This is a genomic window from Novosphingobium sp. TCA1, assembly GCF_009811895.1.
GTDB lineage: Bacteria > Pseudomonadota > Alphaproteobacteria > Sphingomonadales > Sphingomonadaceae > Novosphingobium > Novosphingobium panipatense_A.
This window is the reverse complement of sequence record NZ_BLJH01000051.1, coordinates 1-17495: the sequence shown is the minus strand read 5'-3', so window position 1 is coordinate 17495 and position 17495 is coordinate 1. Positions and strand designations below refer to the sequence as shown.

General features: G+C 61.7%; 19 protein-coding genes and 1 pseudogene. 4 read left to right on the top strand and 16 right to left on the bottom strand.

From position 1 onward, the window contains the following. From NTCA1_RS26420 to NTCA1_RS26345, 16 genes and pseudogenes are all read right to left on the bottom strand, one after another. Positions 1 to 976 (bottom strand): annotated as a pseudogene (locus NTCA1_RS26420) (conjugal transfer protein TraN); the annotation flags it as partial. A 1-nt stretch (position 977) separates the two neighbouring features. After that, the gene (gene trbC, locus NTCA1_RS26415; RefSeq protein ID WP_133085228.1) at positions 978 to 1712 is read right to left on the bottom strand and encodes a type-F conjugative transfer system pilin assembly protein TrbC; all 735 of its coding nucleotides are present in this window, start codon (positions 1710 to 1712) and stop codon (positions 978 to 980) included. Between the two features lie 27 nt (positions 1713 to 1739). Further along, a complete protein-coding gene (gene traU / locus NTCA1_RS26410; protein WP_374705220.1) occupies positions 1740 to 2792 on the bottom strand; it encodes a conjugal transfer pilus assembly protein TraU in 1053 nt (350 codons plus the stop codon). Continuing rightward, positions 2753 to 3031, bottom strand: coding sequence for a hypothetical protein (locus tag NTCA1_RS26405; RefSeq protein ID WP_142640039.1), 279 nt, complete (start codon positions 3029 to 3031; stop codon positions 2753 to 2755). Before NTCA1_RS26405 ends, traU begins: the two co-directional genes overlap by 40 nt. Then, the gene (traW, locus tag NTCA1_RS26400) at positions 3031 to 3669 is read right to left on the bottom strand and encodes a type-F conjugative transfer system protein TraW (protein ID WP_142640041.1); all 639 of its coding nucleotides are present in this window, start codon (positions 3667 to 3669) and stop codon (positions 3031 to 3033) included. Before traW ends, NTCA1_RS26405 begins: the two co-directional genes overlap by 1 nt. Beyond that, entirely contained in the window at positions 3666 to 4217 is a 552-nt protein-coding gene (locus NTCA1_RS26395; RefSeq protein ID WP_142640043.1) for a S26 family signal peptidase, read from the bottom strand. Before NTCA1_RS26395 ends, traW begins: the two co-directional genes overlap by 4 nt. Next, positions 4198 to 4893, bottom strand: coding sequence for a type-F conjugative transfer system protein TrbI (locus NTCA1_RS26390; RefSeq protein ID WP_374705219.1), 696 nt, complete (start codon positions 4891 to 4893; stop codon positions 4198 to 4200). Before NTCA1_RS26390 ends, NTCA1_RS26395 begins: the two co-directional genes overlap by 20 nt. Beyond that, positions 4890 to 5255, bottom strand: a complete 366-nt coding sequence (locus NTCA1_RS26385) for a hypothetical protein (protein ID WP_142640045.1) — start codon at positions 5253 to 5255, stop codon at positions 4890 to 4892. Before NTCA1_RS26385 ends, NTCA1_RS26390 begins: the two co-directional genes overlap by 4 nt. Positions 5256 to 5260: 5 nt before the next feature. Further along, the gene (gene traC, locus NTCA1_RS26380) at positions 5261 to 7828 is read right to left on the bottom strand and encodes a type IV secretion system protein TraC (RefSeq protein ID WP_374705221.1); all 2568 of its coding nucleotides are present in this window, start codon (positions 7826 to 7828) and stop codon (positions 5261 to 5263) included. Between the two features lie 2 nt (positions 7829 to 7830). Continuing rightward, on the bottom strand, positions 7831 to 8811 hold the full coding sequence (locus NTCA1_RS26375) for a TraV family lipoprotein (protein ID WP_159832316.1): 981 nt from the start codon (positions 8809 to 8811) through the stop codon (positions 7831 to 7833). Next, entirely contained in the window at positions 8811 to 9731 is a 921-nt protein-coding gene (locus NTCA1_RS26370) for a DsbC family protein (protein WP_142640050.1), read from the bottom strand. The genes NTCA1_RS26375 and NTCA1_RS26370 overlap by 1 nt, the downstream gene beginning before the upstream one ends. Beyond that, positions 9718 to 11043, bottom strand: coding sequence for a TraB/VirB10 family protein (locus tag NTCA1_RS26365; RefSeq protein WP_142640053.1), 1326 nt, complete (start codon positions 11041 to 11043; stop codon positions 9718 to 9720). The genes NTCA1_RS26370 and NTCA1_RS26365 overlap by 14 nt, the downstream gene beginning before the upstream one ends. A gap of 3 nt (positions 11044 to 11046) precedes the next feature. Beyond that, positions 11047 to 11859, bottom strand: a complete 813-nt coding sequence (locus tag NTCA1_RS26360) for a type-F conjugative transfer system secretin TraK (protein WP_142640055.1) — start codon at positions 11857 to 11859, stop codon at positions 11047 to 11049. Further along, complete coding sequence (locus NTCA1_RS26355; RefSeq protein ID WP_142640057.1) at positions 11856 to 12428, bottom strand: type IV conjugative transfer system protein TraE; 573 nt, start codon at positions 12426 to 12428, stop codon at positions 11856 to 11858. Before NTCA1_RS26355 ends, NTCA1_RS26360 begins: the two co-directional genes overlap by 4 nt. 1 nt (position 12429) lies before the next feature. Beyond that, positions 12430 to 12720, bottom strand: coding sequence for a type IV conjugative transfer system protein TraL (gene traL, locus NTCA1_RS26350; protein ID WP_142640059.1), 291 nt, complete (start codon positions 12718 to 12720; stop codon positions 12430 to 12432). A gap of 55 nt (positions 12721 to 12775) precedes the next feature. Then, the gene (locus tag NTCA1_RS26345; protein ID WP_008831576.1) at positions 12776 to 13096 is read right to left on the bottom strand and encodes a hypothetical protein; all 321 of its coding nucleotides are present in this window, start codon (positions 13094 to 13096) and stop codon (positions 12776 to 12778) included. A 684-nt stretch (positions 13097 to 13780) separates the two neighbouring features. Between NTCA1_RS26345 and NTCA1_RS26340 the strand changes: the two genes are divergently transcribed. The 4 genes from NTCA1_RS26340 to NTCA1_RS26325 all read left to right on the top strand — a co-directional run bounded on the left by NTCA1_RS26340 (position 13781) and on the right by NTCA1_RS26325 (position 17283). After that, positions 13781 to 14047 carry a hypothetical protein gene (locus NTCA1_RS26340; protein ID WP_142640061.1) on the top strand — a complete coding sequence of 89 codons (267 nt, stop codon included), beginning with the start codon at positions 13781 to 13783 and terminating at the stop codon, positions 14045 to 14047. A 104-nt stretch (positions 14048 to 14151) separates the two neighbouring features. Beyond that, positions 14152 to 14664, top strand: a complete 513-nt coding sequence (locus NTCA1_RS26335) for a hypothetical protein (RefSeq protein ID WP_159832315.1) — start codon at positions 14152 to 14154, stop codon at positions 14662 to 14664. A 230-nt stretch (positions 14665 to 14894) separates the two neighbouring features. Continuing rightward, a complete protein-coding gene (locus NTCA1_RS26330) occupies positions 14895 to 15776 on the top strand; it encodes a replication initiator protein A (protein ID WP_008831578.1) in 882 nt (293 codons plus the stop codon). A gap of 709 nt (positions 15777 to 16485) precedes the next feature. Further along, on the top strand, positions 16486 to 17283 hold the full coding sequence (locus tag NTCA1_RS26325; protein ID WP_236549588.1) for a helix-turn-helix domain-containing protein: 798 nt from the start codon (positions 16486 to 16488) through the stop codon (positions 17281 to 17283). The last annotated feature ends 212 nt before the right edge of the window (positions 17284 to 17495 follow it).

Genomic DNA, 17495 nt, shown 5'->3' with positions numbered 1-17495 from the left:
AGCAGGGCTGCGTTACCGGCACGCCGTTGATGATGCGGGTTTGCGGGTCGCTGTCGGTGCAGACCTCAGCGCTTTGCGCCACGCATTGCGCATTGTTCTCGAGCGCCGTGCAGCCGTTGACCTTGTTTGTCGAAATGACGGGCGCCGCGTTATCGACCCTGAACCAATGCTGCCCGGTTGTGCGCGAAATCACCGGATATGTTCCGGAGAAGATAGTGTTGCCCTTAACGCTGGCCTGCACCGAGCACTCCATCACCTGAAGCAGCTGGTTGCCAAAATCCTTGTTGCAGCTACCCGCCGCGGTCGACCCATACTCGGCCATCGTGCCGCAGTACGATGCCGTCCCGACCGCCTTGCAGGTTCCCGCAGCGATCTCATCGGCCATGCTGTCGGGGTCGACGTAGGGGCCAATCGTGGACATATGGTAGTACCACAGCGTGCGGTTCTCGACTGAAACGTTGAGCGTCGACGTGCAAGTGCGCGGCACCTCGTCGAGTTTGGACCCGTAGTTGCACGTCGCCTCGTAATAGCTGACATTGCCGCCACCGGGGGGCAGGGGCGTGCAGCTGCCGGCCTGGCCGCCCAACTGCTCACCCTGCAGGTAGGTGTCCGGGTTCGCCTCGATCTCCGTCGCGCGCCGTGTCGTGTCGAGGATCTCCTGGGCGTCGAACTGCGGCCGCGTGTTGTTGCGATCGGTCGAGACCACGAATGCCTCGTTGCTGCTGGCCTGCGCGCCGGCATCGGCCACCAGCTTGTCAGGATCGTCGAAGTAGCCGCTTTGGGGTAAATCGGTCCCCTGATAGCCCGGCACCTGGTCACGCATGGTTTCGCTGGGCACCAATGCGTCATTGGCGCGCATGTCCGTCGCAAAGCTCTTGCCGTCCTCCTTCGCCTCCTGAACCGTGCTCTGGGCGAGCACCGCCCCGGCGCCGGCGAAAGCGATCGGGAGGATCAGGGAAAGGGCGAGCCGCCGCATCTCAGCTGGCCTTGCCCATGTTGCGCAGCGCCACAGAAGCCACACCAGCGCCAGGACCATGACCGTCTACGAAGGACTCGAGCACGTAATTGACCGAGACGTTGCCGGTCATGCGATCGTGCGGGGGTACCACCGTCTTGCAGTTGAGGCCGGCACACAGATCGAACTCGGAGGACACCGCGACATACGTTGGGACCGCCGTTACATCAAAGGCGCGGAAGAGGCGCGGATCGATCCCGACATTGGAAAGCTGGTCCTTCTCGGTGACCACCTTGGCGAGCCCGGAGGTGAACGCTTTCAGGGAATTGTTCGGGAAGCCGCGGAAGACGATGATGCCTCCGGCCTTCGACGTATCCGCGATCAACTGGCGCAGCGCCTTGGGCGGCATCGAGAGGCTGGCAAAGACGATGAACTGCGGCGCATCACCCTTGGTCCCCGCCACGTTCTGCGAAGCGCCCTGGATGATTTCGTCGAAGTCGAACGGGCCATCGCCGTTCATCGGCAGATCCGCCTTGGCCAGATCGGTCAGGCTGTCGGTGCCCTGCTGCTGGACGGCAAGCGCTTCTTCCCGGAAGGCATCGCCGCGACCCTTGACGTGATCGGCAAAGGTCTGGGCATCCTCCTGCATCGCGGCCGCACGTTTGCGCACCGCATCAAGGTCGAGGCCGTCGATGTTCTGAGCGATGGCCTGGATGCCGCCGATGGCGGTGAGGCTCGCAATCGCGCCCAGGACCATGGTTCTGCGTCGCATCGGATATGTCTCCTAAAGCACACAACAGTTGCGTTTTCTCCAGACGAGGTAGCCCATGTCCTCGCCCTGGACGGGGTAGGCACGGCCGGTCTGCGGCGGGAGCGTCGAGGCCCCGATCGGCGAGCAGCCCATCTTGCCGCTGACCGTCGGAATCGGGTTGGTCATCTGAATCCGGTATTGCTGCTTCTTGAGCACCGGCATCAGATACTTGTCGCACAGGCCCTTGCTGCCCATGGTGCCCCACGCGAGACCCTGCCGGTGCATCTTGAAGGCGAAGCGCGAAAGGGCGAGGCGGGAAGCCTGAACATGGCCGATCGACGAGGAGATGTTGCCATTCATCGGGTACATCGAGCCTTGGCACCCGGCGCACCAGAACGTCACATCGAGGGGGAGGCGCGCAGTGGCCGCGATACAGTCGCCGGCGCAGGCCGCCTTGGCGATCGGATTGGCGAAGATCACGACCTCGGGATTGATGATCGTGGTCAGCGTATCGTCCTGCCAGAGCGGATCGACCTCGGTCATGTAGGCGATGTCGAAGGACGCCTGCTCGAAGCAGAGGAAGTCCGTCAGGATCTCCATCCAGTAGAGCAGGGGATAGACGTACCAGTGGACGTGCCACTTGGACGTGTTCTGCGCCTGACCACCGACCTGCGAGGGCCCCGTGAACTGGCCCTGGCCAATGTCGAAGCCCGGGGCGATCTTCATTCCGCCAAGGTTCACGAAGCACCAGGGCTTCACCGAGACGTCCGCAAGGCGAACCGGCTCCCAGAAACCCGCGGCGATCCCGATGCGCGGGATCGGGCTGCCACAGGCGCAGATTGGCAGGCTCGGGTTATTGGTGTCCGGACGAGTGCTTGGCCAGATGCTGAGGCCCCCGATCGACAGCGGGAAGAGGCAGGACCAACAGACGTCAGTGATCGGATTCACGAACTTGCCGGTGCAGCGTGACTGCGCCTGCGCGGAAGGTGCGACCAGCGCAGAGGCGAAGAGGAGCGCGAAGATCGCGACAAGGCAGCGCAGCGCCTTCACGACACCGGCTCCTGCGAGGTCGCGGCATCGAGCCATGCCTGATCGGCCCGGTTCTTTCGTGCAACGTACAGCGCGGTGTAGACGGCCGTTGAAACCAGCAGCGCTGCAATGCCCACAGGCGCGAGCCTGCCCAGCAGGGTTGTCAGCGGCGAAATGAACGTGACACCCAGCGCGCACAGGATGCACAGCACCTGAAAGGTACGGCGCATGGCCTTGAGCCGAGGAGTTTCTGGCGCGGCCATTGGCGTCTTCAGCATGTCGAGCCACAGCGGCATCAGCTCGCCCCCTTCAGCTTGATTTCGGAAACCTTGATGATCTTGCCGTCCTGCTCGGCGACAGCGGGTGTATGGCGCACCCCGAACTTGCCGGTCAGGCGGCCTTCCTGATCGAAATAGAACCGCCGTTTGCGGGCGGTCATCTCCTCGATCGGCGAGCCGGACACGAGGATGATCTTGGCCTTGAGGTCGGAATACTGGCTGGTCGCCCATTCCATCTGCGCCTTGTCGTCACCATCGACGAAGACGAGGGCCTGATGCATCGCCACGAAGTCCAGAGGATTCACCGTCTGGCCGGCGCGAGCGACGTAGTTGCCCTTCTGATCCTTTACGTCCTTCTCGATGACGATCGTCGGATCGAAGGCCCAGACCCGCGCCTGCGTTGCCGGCGTGATCCCGGCAACCGGCGTCGGCCGACGAACCTTGGCCTCGGCGCGGCGGGCGAACTCGGCATTCATCCGGTCAATCCCGCCCGATGCCTGCAACCTGGTAAGGCGCTGCTCGATCACCGAGAGAAGATCCGTTTCGATGACCGGGAAAGTCTGGCCGACAACGCCGTGATCGCTGGCCTGCCCTGCAGACGACAAGGTCAGCGAGCACAGGATGACAAGGGCGCTGTTTTCGAGGAGGCGCTTCACAGGATCGCCTCCCCGACACCGACGATCTTCTTCGCGCACGCATAGCCGATTGCGGCATAGCGGCTGTCGAAGCCGTCCTTGTGCGGCGTGCCAACGAAGTAGCACTGCGGCGGGATCACACCCACAGGTCCGGCAGCAAGCGGCTCACCAAAGCGGGTGCGGGGCTTCATGCGCGCCACGACCTTGCCGTTCACCAGCACCGCGGCGCCGCGATGGCTGACGATGTCTCCCGGCATGCCGTAGACGATCTTGCCGAACAGCTGCTTCTTCGCGCCGAAGTGGCGCACGACCAGTGGATGAGCGGGCGGCACGAAGAAAACGTACTGGCCGCGCTCCGGCCTGGCGGTCTTGTGGATCACGAAAGCCCAATTGGGCAGCGATTGCGAAGTGTTGATGAGAAGACCGTGACTGTCACGCCACTCGCAGATCGCGGAATAGGCGGCGCTGCCTACGATCAGGAGACCGATCGGACCCCATAGCCGCATGTTGGGCCGCCAGCGGCGGGACTTTGTCTCGACCGGGAAGGGCTCACTGACCGCCTGCGCCATAAGGCCCTCCAAAGCTCGAGGCATCAGCCATCGGCGCCGCCGCTGCGGCGGCCGAAGCGGGGTCCGGCATCGGCCCGAATGGGCTTGCTCCAGCAGCAGCCTGAGGCGCGGGCGGATTGATCGGCACCTGCGGGATCGGACCTTCGCTGCCGCTCTGCATCAACTGTTCTGCAGAGGCGGGCGTCGGCCGCTTCACGCCCGAGGCATAGACCGCCTTCATCACGTCAGGAGTGATGTCCTCGACGCCCTTCGAGAGCACCGCCTCGCCGACAAGGATCACCTGTCCCGAAGCGCTGCGGCGCTGCAGCTCCCCATCGAGCGACGTCATGAACTTGCGCATCTCGGCCTCGACCTCCTGGGGAGGGCTGGCGCTGCGCGCCTGTGCCTGCACATAGTCGCCGACGATGCTCGAGAGATTGGCCTTTACGATCTTCTGCGGCGGGGTGATGATCGTGCGCGTCACCCACATGCCCCAGATCAGCATCGCGACCACCGCGACACCAAGGATCAGCTGGCTCGCGGTATAGCCGGCAAACACCGTCTTGCGCGGCTGCGCGGCGGCCATTGCCGGCGCTGCGGGAGCGGCGATAACTGGCGCAGGTGCGGATGTCGGTGCGGTGGCGGCAAGAGCCTCGCTCTCGGGGCCAGCTTCACTATTCCAGGTCGGTTCGCTCATGCGCCTTGCTCCAGGCTCAAAGTGTCGCGCGGCACGATGGCGTGCCGGCGAAAGAAGATGATCACACCGGCCACAACGAGGTGCAGCACGGCGACGAGAACCTTGAAATCGGCAGTGCGCGAAGCCTCGGCCGCGACGTAGCGGCTCGTGAGGTTGGCGAGCTGGTGCATCATCCCATCGAGGCTGAAGCCGCCGATCGCGACGAAGAAGAGAACGAACGCCCCCCAGGTCATCAGCAGGGTGACGGCGAGAAAGCCGATGGTGTGGAGCAGGACGTAGAGGAGGAACCTCGGGTCGGTCCCCCGGTCCTGCCCGTCCTGTCGATCCTGACGGGCCTTACGCTGCACCCCGATGCTCGCCATCACGCTTACTCCGCTGCGATCGGGACAGCGTCGTCACCGCCCCACTTTTCAGGATTGTTGGGGAAGGCGACCCGCTCGATCGCCTCATCCATCGACAGGCCCTGGCCGAGCAGATCGTGGATCGCGGCGAAGGTCTTGGGCGAGGAGGAGAAGACGGTGGCCGAGTAGGCATCGAGGACGAGCCTTCCGGTCGCCTGCATGTCCGGCCCCTTGATGAAGACATCCGAATACTCGATGCCGCTGCGCTTCAGCGACCGCACCAGCGCATCGGTATGGTCATCCATGTCGAAGCGGCCGAGCCGTTTGAAGTCGTTGATGGTCTCCTCCTTCTGGGCGAGGATGACCGACCAGTCGCTGTTCTCCAGCGCCGCGCGCGATCCGTCGGACTTGTAATAGTCGTTGAGGCTCTGTGTCGCCGTCACCAGCGAGGCCCCGTATTTGCGGCAGGTACGGGCATAGGCTTCAATGAAGTCGGCCATCGACCCGCCTTTCAGCATCTGCCAGGCTTCATCGAGCAGCAGCGCCTTAGGGATCGAGCGGTCCACGCGGCGCATCATCTGCGATGCCATGAACATGATCGCGGTCAGAACCACCGAGCGCAGTTCCTCGCGCGAGGACAGGTCCGACAGCTCGAAGACAGTCAGGTTCGCCTTCAACTGGAAGGAAACCTCGCCCTGGAAGAAGCGGCCGTAAGTGCCCGACGATGAGAAGGGACGCATGGCGATGCCGAGATCCACGCCGAGCGGATTGCCGGTTTCCGTCAGCGCCGCGATCACATCGTCGATGGAGCCCTGGCGGCCCTTGGCGCTCCAGACCTCGTTGACCGCGCCGTCGATCAGGCCGCGCTCGGTATCGTTGAGCTTGTCGACGTGACGCGCCATCTGGTTGACGATGGACTTGAGCATCGCGAAGCAGTCCATGAGGTAGTCCTCATCCCGCTCGGCCATTTCCATGTCGATCATCGAGAAGGGGTTGATGCAGAAGCCCGAGGACATGGTGAACTCGACGAAAGCGCCGCCCTGCAGCTTGGCCGAGTGCTCGAAGGAGCGGCCATCGTCGATCACCACCACCTTGGCCCCGGCACCGCACAAGGCGGAGCACAGTTCCTGCAGCGCGACGGACTTGCCCGAACCGGACTTGCCAAACACCGCGACATTGTGGTTGCCCGAATTGTTCTCGAACGGCGACCAGAAGAAGGGCTGGCCGCGACGCCCGATCAGCATCATGTGCGGCACATTGGCGCCGAGATACTCGCCCTGGATCGGCGCGAGGCTGGACGCCGTCGTCGTCAGGACCGAGCGGAAGCGCTTCATGTTTTTCAGGTCGAACGACAGGCCGTTGGCCATCGTCATCGGCATCGCCGCGAGCAGCCCCTGGATCTGCAGGTAGCGATCGTCGAGCAGATCCCATCCCGCGGCGCGGTACACGGACTTCAGGACGCGCTCGTTGGCATCGCCCTTGCCCTTGGGCGAGAAGGACGTCACCGAGTAGAACGCCTGGATCAGCTTGCGGCCCTGCCGAAGCTCATCCTTGACGAACTCCCACTCGCGCGACTGGTCTTTCAGCTGCGGCAGCATCCGCGCCGACTTGGAATCGGCAAGGCTGGTGGTGCGCATGAACTTGCGCGAGGCCCGCAGGCTCTCGCTTTCCGCATCGGGGAAATCGAGGCACAGGTTCGTCGAAACCGGGCAGGGCATGCGCAGCTTGTCAGCGAACATATCGCCGATCAGCTTTGCCATGTCCCACGGCGCCCAGCGCTGCGGCAGGTTACGCACCGAGAACGAGCGCACGTCGAAGACGTCGGGATAGATCTCGCCGATCTCCGGTGCCTCGTCGACCATCTTGCCCGTCGGGCGGAACCGCTCGGTGCGCAGGAGGATACGGTCGGGCTCGATCTTCATTTCCAGATCGTGCCGCACCGCCTGGTCCGCGATCGGATCGAACGGGTTGTAGATGATGTTGTCGTCACCGGGCGCGGTCGTCGGAGACGTGATGTCGTCGATCCACGCGATCAGCGCCTGCGGGTCCATCGGGCGCGCATGGATGCCGATGGATTCCAGCGAGGAGGTCAGGCTTTCGAGGACCGAGACGATTTCCTCGTTCGTCACCCGGCTCGTTTCCGGGGTGGCATAGGAAATCGCGAGGCGATGATTGCGCAGATGGAAAGGCGCGGCCGAGGACAGCGAGTTCCAGACCCCATCGAGCAGGTACTCGGTGCGATGCTTGGCCATGCGCTCGTAGACGCTGCCGGCCATGAAGCGCGGCAGATACCACTGCGACAGGCGCTCACCCACGCGCGGGCTCATCCAGCCATGGAACTGCAGCATTCCCGGCGTTGGCACGCCTTCGGAGAGAAACTGCGTCATGATCTCCGAGGTGCGCTCGTTCGCGCCCATCATCGGCGTCGCCTCGAGGACGAAACCCCGCGACGCGCTATTGTAGAACAGGTGCGTCTTGGGATCGTAGCTGCGGTAGGGCAGCCAATGGACGAGGCGAGGGACCGTGGTGTCAGGGCGCCCTGCCTCTGGCTTCGAATTGTCGCCCAGGATTGCGCCCATGATCTTGCTGAACATATTCATGGCTGCACCCCCGGAAACGACCCGGCCCGCATCACCGGCAGGGGACTGGCTTCCTTCGCTGCGGCCCTGGCTTCGGGCTCCGCTCGCCCAAGCGCACCGCGAATGGCCGGATCAGCTTCAACGGCCGCAATCGCAGCCTTGCCTTTCGCGCTCGCATGCTGTGGCACCGAGATCATCGGTCCCGTCTGCGCCACGCTACTGGCGACCCCGTCATTGCCGACCGGAGCAGGAGACGCGGATGTGAGGGGGGTGGCAGGCGCCGGTTGGGAGGCCGGCGCCTGCGCGACAGGTTTGGCCTGGGGCTTAGGCGCAACCTGACGCTGGGGCTTGGGAGTGGAGGACGCCGCGCGCGTGCGACGCGGCGCGGTAAGATTGCGGGCGACCTGATCCTTGATGTCGCCGACCGGATCGCTCGACTGGACTTCCCCGCCATTGCCCTGCGCGCGCGCCATGGCGACGGCCTCGGGGGTGGGAAGATCGGGATCGACTGCGAGCGTCTCGATCATCGGCGGCTCGGCGCGCTCGACAGCGGCCAGAAGCGTGTCGCGACCAGCGGCCGCGGCGACTTCCTCGGCCGTACCGGCCACCGCATTGCCGGCAAGCGCCTCGGACCATTCGCCGCGCTCGACGACGGCGTGAACCGCCGTCTGCTCGTGAAGCCGCCCGGAGGCGTCGATCTGCGCGGGGAAGACGATGCGCAGCACCCGTTCGCGCGTGCGAACCGGAGAGCTGGCCTTCTGGTAGCCTCGCCCTTCGCTTGGCGGTTCCACATAGGGTCCGGCAGGCGCGATCATGTGATCGCCTTCATCGCCCGAGATCATGGCCAGCGCCCGATCGTCGATGTTGCCGCTCGGCGCGCAGATCCCGTCAGGCGCGCGGCAGGCGAAATCGCCCTTCACGTTGCCACTCAGCGACATGCAGCCCGAGAGGCTTGCGCTACCCAGCAAGAGGCCCGCAAGGGCAAGACGCCCCCGCATCACGACTGGCCTCCCTTGAGCCAGTTCTCGAGAAACTCCTTGGGCCTATAGCCCTCGAGCACGCTGCCATCATCGCGCACGATGACGGGTGTACCGCCCAGGCCGTGCTTACGGGCAAACGCCTCGTTGGCATCGAGACCCGCCGTGTTGCAGGGGCCGGTGCCCTTGATGTCCTGGCCGGAGTATGCCGCGTGAAGCGCCTTGGCCTTGTCCTTGGCGCAGTAGACCTTGTCGGCGATGTCGCGGCTTCCCAGCACCGAGATCGGCCGCTCGACCACGCGCACGTTCATCGAGGCAAGCGTGTTGCTCAGCGCGCGGCAGTAGCTGCAGCGAAAATCGCTGAACACGGTAACGGTCTTGCCCGAGGAATTGCCCCAGACGATCGCCCCTTCCTTGGGCAGCTCACCCAGCGGCAGCTTCTGGATCGGCGCCGCCGCAGCCTTGGCTGCAGCGGCAGGCCGTGCCGCCAGCGCCGGCTCGCTGTCGTCAGCGCCCGCCGCGTTGGCCTTGGCCGAACCGCCCAGCAGCATGTCCGGGTTCATCTCGAGGAGCCGCGTCGCGGTCAGATCCTGGCGCGTCTCCATGTCGTAGACGCGGCCGATCACCAGATAGCGTGCGGTGCGATCAATGTAGAACAGGTTGCTGCCGGCAGTCACTTCGCACAGGCCATCGACCTTGTCGCAATTGACGCTCGTGACCTTGGTCTTGGGCAGGCGCGCTTTCAGCAGCTCGGCGACGGTCTTGCTCGGCGGCGCCATGAAATCGCGCGCATAGGCCAGCGTCGCGATCCCGCCACCGGCAAAGGCCAGCGCGCAGGTGAAATAGAGGAAGGCGTTACGCATGAGCGGTCGCTTCAGCTCCGTCTCCACGTCAGGAACGGCGCTCTCGGCGCTGCCATCAAGATGTTCAGTTGCGGACATAGACACCCTCCAGGAAGACGATTTCGACATCGACGCCGGTGGGCATTTCGATGACGGGCTGATACTGCTCGGCGCGCTCGATCAGGTACTTGCTGACCATGTCGCCGGTCTGCGAAACGCCCTCGCCAAGTCCGCCTTTGGCAATGTCGCCCATCGACAGATCCTGCCGCTTGCCATCGACGATGACGTTGGGCTGGTTGAGCGCATTGTTGGAATTGGCGGCGAAGCCGCGACCGAAGCCGCCGACGAGACCGGCGATAAATGCTTGGCTGACGAGGCTGCCCTCGCGGCTCACGACGCGGCCGCGAACGCCCGTCTTGCCGCCAAAGGCGATGAAGCCCTTGACCTCGGACACCGCATAGCGGCCACCGGGCTGCGGGCAGGTCATCTTCTGCAGCTTGACGTAGACCTTCTCGCTCGACAGCTCACCGCGCGCGGCGCCGTTGATGAGGCAACCCTGAATCTTGGTGGTCAGCAGCTTGCCGTTCTGAAGGACCGATCGCGCGGGGCCGGTGACACGCAGCACGACGGGCAGGGGATCGGTCTGGCTCTGCACGCCAGCTGCCGCATCGACCCCTACGATGACCTTGGCGGTCGCGAAGCTATTGGGCGGAAGGTAGTTCGGGCTGTCGGTATAGACCGTGTTGCCCTTCTCGACCTTCTTGGCGTTGCCTGTCTCGCCCCCGGTGAAGGAGACCATTTTGACTTCGCTGGACCGAACGGGGGGCACGTCCGGTCCAGCGTCGCCACCAGCGCCAGGACGCTGATAGGTCGGGGAGCCCGGGCCATAGAGGGCGGCAGGGCCCGGTGCTGGCGCAACTGGCGTAGCCCGCTCATTGATCTGGCGGCGCAGCTGCTCATTCTCGGTCTGGTAGGCACTGACGACGCGCTGGCCATCAGCGGTCATCGACTGGTTCTGCGCGCGCAGCGCCTCGATCTGCTCGGACAGCTGCGCGACCTTGGCGTTGGTGCCGCCCACCGACTTGAGCTGGTTCTCCTGGCTCTGGAAACGGTTTTCCGACTGCGCCATCCACTCCTGCTCAGAGAGATTGCGGTTGATCAGATCCTTGGTCGAGACCTGGACGTCCTCGATCTTGTCATCCGACTGCCCTGCGACCTTCCCGTTGTCCGAGAAGATCCACATGCTGGCGGCCACCACACCGACCACCGCCACGCCGCTCAGAAGCATGCGCTGCCTGCGGCGGGTTTCGGTGTTGCCGTCCAGCTCATTGGCTACCGGCGATACGCCCTCACCGCCCTCGGGGCCGTCGAGGGATTTGCGCGAGCGCGAAAAGATACCCTTCAAGTCCATGGCTCAGTTCCCGGTGCGAGAGACGAGGTAGGCGGTCGTGACCTTGCCGGGCGCGAGGCGGGGCTCGGCGATCGAAACCGCAAGCGAGGAGGCCGGCGCAACGCTGGCCTCTGTCAGGGTCGCTTCCTGCGTCCCCTTGTTCTCGATGCGCAGAACCCGGCCGGTCATTTCCGAGCCGCGATATTCCGCGATCATCTGGACCTTGAGGTCGCCCACGTAGACCGGGCGAAGCGAGCGCTGGCGCATCTCGTACCCATCGACGATCTGACCGCCGTACATCGCCTGGACCAGCTCGATCGCGCGATCCTGCGAGCTGGCTTGCTGCACGCCTCGCGGCCCGGCCTCGGCGGCATCGGCCTTGGCGATCGCCGGGTTCGAGATGAACACCTGCACTGCCTGATCGCCTGCGATCCTGCAGATGAACTTGTAGACGTAGCCGCGCTTGGAGGTCGCGAAGAACGACAGGGCAGGGCGCGCGAAACCATCGGGCACCGACAGGTAGATGTCGCCGCGAACTGGCTCGTTGACCACGCTGAAATCATCTGCCGGGTTGCCCGTGTTGATCTTCGAGACCGACGCAAACTCGTCTTCGACAAGGCTGATCCGGGTCAGGTCGCGCGCCGAGGCGCTGCATTCGACCTGGCTGCCGTCCGAGGCCATCAGCGTCTGGTCGCCCAGCGCCAGAGCAGGCGCCGAAATGCCCATTGCCGAAGCGGCAATGAGCAGCGCGCCCGTCATGCGGCTCACAATGCACATGCGCGAGCACAGCGCGGCGCCGGCGATGGCCGAGCCGATCAGGTATTGGGTGGGTGTCATGACAGCCCGCCTTTCTTCTTTTCTGGCTGGACCATCCCGAAGCCGATCAGCTTCAGCGAGAGCCCCGAATATTCCCAGGTGAACTGGAAGGTGCGAATGTCGCTGGAGACCACCTTCTGGCCGACCACCGTGTTCAGTTTGCCGGTGACGGTGGACCGCAGGTTCTGGGTGTCGATCTCCATCGACTGGATCTGGAAATATTGCGAGATGCTCGAGCCGCGCTGCTCGTTGACGATCTCGAGGAGGTCCGCCTTGATCTTGCCCTGCGCGCGCGGCGATACGATCTCGAGCACCGACTTCATCCAGTAGTCGAGGCTGCCGGGCGAGCGATCGAGCGTCAGGATCGCGGTGTCGCGTGTCATCAGCTCGAGATACTCGCGCGAGACGCCCGCGCTCGACAGCGTCAGCGGCGAACGCAGGACGGGCTGGAGCACGATCTCGCGGCTGCGCGTGACTGAGAAGAGGAGAAGCAAGGCGACGACGCCTGCCAGTACGAGGGCCGTGACCCCCAGCATGTTGCGCTGGCGCAGGATGCGTTGGCTCTGCGCGTGCTGATACGAAAATTCCATGTCAGCCCACCATCAGTCGGAGGTAGGAAGGCGGCGTGGCCCGCAGCGACGGAAACCCGCCTGGCAAATGCCAGTAGGCAAGATGGATCAACCACGATGTTGCCCGGCCTGCCTTGGCTTTCCGCAAAGCCCACCACCCCAGGAAGGCAAAGCCAATCCCGAAGACGATGTGTTGGGACAGGATTCCCCAGATGAAGGGGAGGACCATCGCGAGGAACTCATCAAGCGTCCAGAAGCCGATCAACTCGGGATCGTCGAGATGAAAGGGGATCACATACTTGTCGGCTGCCATGCCACGCCACCTTCCAAAAGGTGCCGGCGAAGCTGCTACTTCGCCGGCAGTCGGGTCAGATCGTGGCGGTGACGGTCGAGGTGACGATCGGGATGCCGGTGCCGGCGCCGACGCCGACGCCGACCGGGATCGCGACCTGGCCGAGACTGAAACGGCCCGAGGCGAGACCGACGATACCACCCGCGAGCGAGAGCACCGTGATGATCTTGCCGCCCGAACCTTCGAGGAAGCCGGTGAACTGCGTCAGCGCGGTGTCGAAGGTGGTGTCGGCGCCGGCGAATGCCGGGCCGGCGAAAGCAACGGCAGCTGCGGCAAGGCCGATGACTGCAGCTGCGGTGGCTTCACGGCTCACGCCGCGGTTGAGCAGGGTCTTCATATATGAGTCTCCTTCAATCGAGCGCATTTCAGCGCGCCCAAAGGAAGGCTGGCGAACACCTCACCACACCGACAAGCCGGAAAAGCAGGAACATGCTTGGGGACTGGACGTTCTTTTCCGACGAGCTGGAAATGTCGCCCCGAATCGGCCCTTTGGTCCCATTCACGGGACCGCTGTCCCACGCGCGGGACCGCCGTCCTGCATCCGGGACCCCTGTCCTACAAGCGGGACCGCTGTCCCGTATCCGGGACCGCCGTCCTACCAACGGGACCGCTGTCCTGTTGCAGGGACCACGGTCCTACCAGCGGGACTGCTGTCCCAAATGGGGGACAACCTACATTTCAGGGCTATCACGCTCGCATAAGTGCTTCACTGTTGAGCATAATCTTCATAACCCACATGGATCGTTGGAAATTTTGCAATCTATCCTATCGTACAAGGTTGGGGAGCAGCTGGATGGCTGATTCGAGCGGGGATCGGTAAGTAATTATGTCAAATGAACAGAACACATATCGAATGGATGTGTCGGAATACTACTTCCGTCTAACCACGGAGTGCATACGCCTGCACTCTAACAGTTCTCTCAAGCATTCATCATTTGGCGACATGATAAATGATCGCGCAAAACTTGCTAATTCAGTGACTACGAGGCGCAAGCCCCAGCACATAATTAAGCATCTTCAGATGATACCCAGTAAAGGAGAAATTCCTCTCGAAGTTGAAATCCTCGAATCAAGCTCTGACAAAATATCCACGTCATCCAAGGCCATTGAGGAGGCCATTGGAAGTTCAATCGAATTTGCGGACGCCCTCTCGGTAATCATGTTTGATTTCATGGTCGAGGCAAACCGGACGGAAGTTCTTCTTAAGATTGGACTTACATCGGACGAAGCCGCAGAATATCGCAAATTACTCAAGCCTGGCGCGCCCGGAGTAAAATCAATTAACTGACGGATTATAGTTATTTCTGCGATATTGCTTCTTCGCACTTGCGAGGGGTTTGCAACGGCCATTCCTTTCGGTATCGCTTAGAAGGCATTACCGGAGGATTGGCGATGGGGGCACCAACATTTGAAACGGACCAGCTTACTGAGAGCCCGGTCCAATCATTTGGTTTCGTTGACTATGTCTTATGCCGAATGAAGCAGGACGGCCTACAATACCGCGATCTGGCAGTTAAAATTGGTCTTTCAAAGACCCGAACCCATAACGTGTTCCACCCGGAACCCAGCAAGCGTCGACCGTTGTATATGCATGAGTTCCGCGCAGTAGCAGCTGCACTGGATCTCTCACCGCTCGAAGCCGCTCTTGTCAGTGACCTTTATAGCGGGGCAGGTGGGGCCAGCGAGGGTGTTGAATCTCAGATCAAACTCTACGCTGGCATCATCAATCGCTTCCACGACCAGATGAAGCAGGTGGTTGACCGGCTTGGCGGTTTGGAATGGGACGATGTCCGCGCCTCGCATGGCGAATGGATCATCGATCTCGTTATGGCTGAAATCGAGACTGCCTACGCGGACTTCGCGGATCGCAAGGAAGTCCGTCTCAGAGATCGGGCAACGTTCTAGCTAAGCGCAGCCGGACACACAGAATCAACAGGCTGGAGGGTTTTCCGTGCCAAAGCACGAATCCTGACCGTTGGGGCGCCATTAGGCGGCCCAAGGCGGACCCAGGCCATCATCCCACAGCAAATGTTCGTGCTTTGACACGGAAAACTAAGCCGCGGAACAAAGCGAGATAGACATCGCACACCGTGCGAACCATGCTTTCGATCGCTAACCGCTCAAGGCACCTAGGTATGGATATCCAGCAACGCGACCTCTTCGAACTCGACAGCCCACTGTACGCGGACGTGCATGGGGAGCGAACGGTTGCGGAGTTTCCATTCTTTGCCCTCTCCAAACGGCCTCAAATGACCCCCATGGTCTTTGAAAACGGCTCCGCGCGGATCGAGATCAACCCCAGTAAAACAGGGGTTGCTACGATTTATGACAAGGAAATTCTTCTATATATCGCCAGCCTCATGGCTGAACGCATGGATCGCGGTGAAAGGGTCGACCGGGTGATGAGCTTCACCGCGAATGATTTATTTCGCGTGACGAGCACCAACCCGTCAGCCCGATCCTATGACATGCTCAAAGCTTCCCTGGCTCGCCTCCAAGGCACTCAGATCATCACGAACATTGAGACCGGGGGAGAAGGTTCGGACAGCGCTTTCTCGTGGCTTCTGAAGGCCGATATTAAGTACATCAAATCCAGCAATGGTGATCGCAGGGTCAAGAAAATCGAAGTGATGGTATGCGATTGGCTATATCGCGCCATCCTGCAGGACAAGCGCATTGCCGCTTACCATTTGGGATTTTTCAAACTCGGCCCGATTGAACGGCGATTGTATGAGTTGGCCAAATTCAATTGCGTTGACGAAACGGGCTTTGAAATTGACATGGAAACTCTTGCTGAAAGAGTTGGATGCGCAACTGATAAGCGGGGACTTGAGCACTTCAAAAGGCAACTACGCGTCGTAGCTGAAGACCAGACTCTGCCGGAATATGAGGTTCGCCTAGCCGAAGAGAAAATACCGTCGGCTCGTGGTGGGCGACCTAAGATAAAGACGATCGTGTTGTTCTCGTCCATCCCAATCACGCAATTGGACAATCAGACACTTCCATTGTTCGATTGATGCATGAGTATTGCAGTACAAGTCATACCTGAGCTCTACGTACTGCTTGAGACACGAACAAAGAACCCCATCAGAGGTTTTCCGTGTCAAAGCACGAATCGTCCGTCCCCCTGAAGCCGTCAACGAGATCGTCCCTCTCAGCAGGGTTTTCCGTGTCAAAGCACGAACTCTTGTTTGGGACCGGGGCGACCGGACTTGGCCTACGCTCGCCATCAGGTAGTTTTCCGTGTCAAAACACGAACTGTTCTGCGGAACGGGTGCAAGCAGACTCTGCCTACGATCATCGCAAGCACACTTTTCCGTGTCAAAGCACGAAAGAAAAATGAGTTTTCCGTGTCAAAGCACGAGTCAAACCTCTTTGGCTTCGACTGCGATGCAGCCATTCAATGAGAACCGATTCAATTGTCTTTCGCGCATGCATCAGCTCTCGATCGCATGCTTACACTACAGCGAGGCAATGCCGCATCGGTGGTGAATTGTTTCTGAAGCAGGAGTTTTTGGCTGTGACCAAATAAAGGAAAACCCGGCGCTAAGGCCGGGCATCCCATTTTCAGCGATCGAATTTCGATCGGGTATGTCAGCGGCGCCAACCGCTAACGGTCCATTACATTAGACCCGACATAACCGATCCCGGTCCCCGATGCAAGGATGCGCGTTCTGCGCCAAGGAACCTCTTTGCCTGGTCCAGCCTCCATCAAGGAGGATGACGATGGGGATCTATGCAGTCGGTGATACGGCACAAAGTGTGCTGTCCGGTGTCCCAGTTAATACTAAAAAGTCCCGTTCCGGCGCGAAGCATCGCACCGGGGCACCTGTAAGGGCGGGCAGCCTCGAGGCGAACACCTTCGAAGAAACCTTCTTCCAGGTGCCGAGCAAGGGCGAGCCTGATCGCATGCTGGCCAAGGCCAGGTATGCACTCGATGCCGGGAGGAAGCTGTTGCGCGAGCACAAGGCGGGCCTACGCAGCCTCACTGCATCTGAAAGGCTGCTCACGACCCTTACGGCCTCGGCTGTGCGCATCTACGAAGAGCTGACCAAGCTGGCGCGCCTGTGCGCCGGGAAAGTCTATCCCAGTTACGACCACCTCGTTGAAGCGACAGGGCTTGGCCGTTCCACAGTCAGGCGCGCTCTCGCCGTGCTGGAAGTCATCGGCTTCATCATCCGGCAGCGCCGGTTCAAACGGGTTGAAGCCGATGGGCCTGGACCTCGTTTCAAGCAGACTTCCAACGTCTACCGCATTCTAACGCCCAAGAGCGTTCATCGATATACGCCTCGCTGGATGCGCTCTGCACCACCCCCCGTTGACGATGACTGGCGCCGTTCGGATGAAGCCGAGCAGGTCAGCGCGATGGTCGCGTCCCTCTCATGCAAGGAATTTGCAAAGATGTCCGTGGGCGGCGTGCTCGGCGGCGTCCTTGCCCAGCTTGGCGCTGCAATGGACAATAAGGAAGACCGTGAACGTAAAGCATCAGCGAGGGCAAAGGTGGCCATTTCATGTGCTTCATAGCGCGAGGTTCATTATGGCGCTTAACCGCAAACCAAATATTATTTGTATAAGGGAAAATGGAGTTGGCCTAAGTCGGCCAACACGCCGACCTGACGATCCAAGGCAGCATCAACAGTTCACACAAGAAACCAACGCACAAAGCCGCACCCTCAGAGGCCGTTTCGAAAGGGGTTGAGCGGCTGAGGTTCGTGTGATTCCGGGGGTTTTGCAGA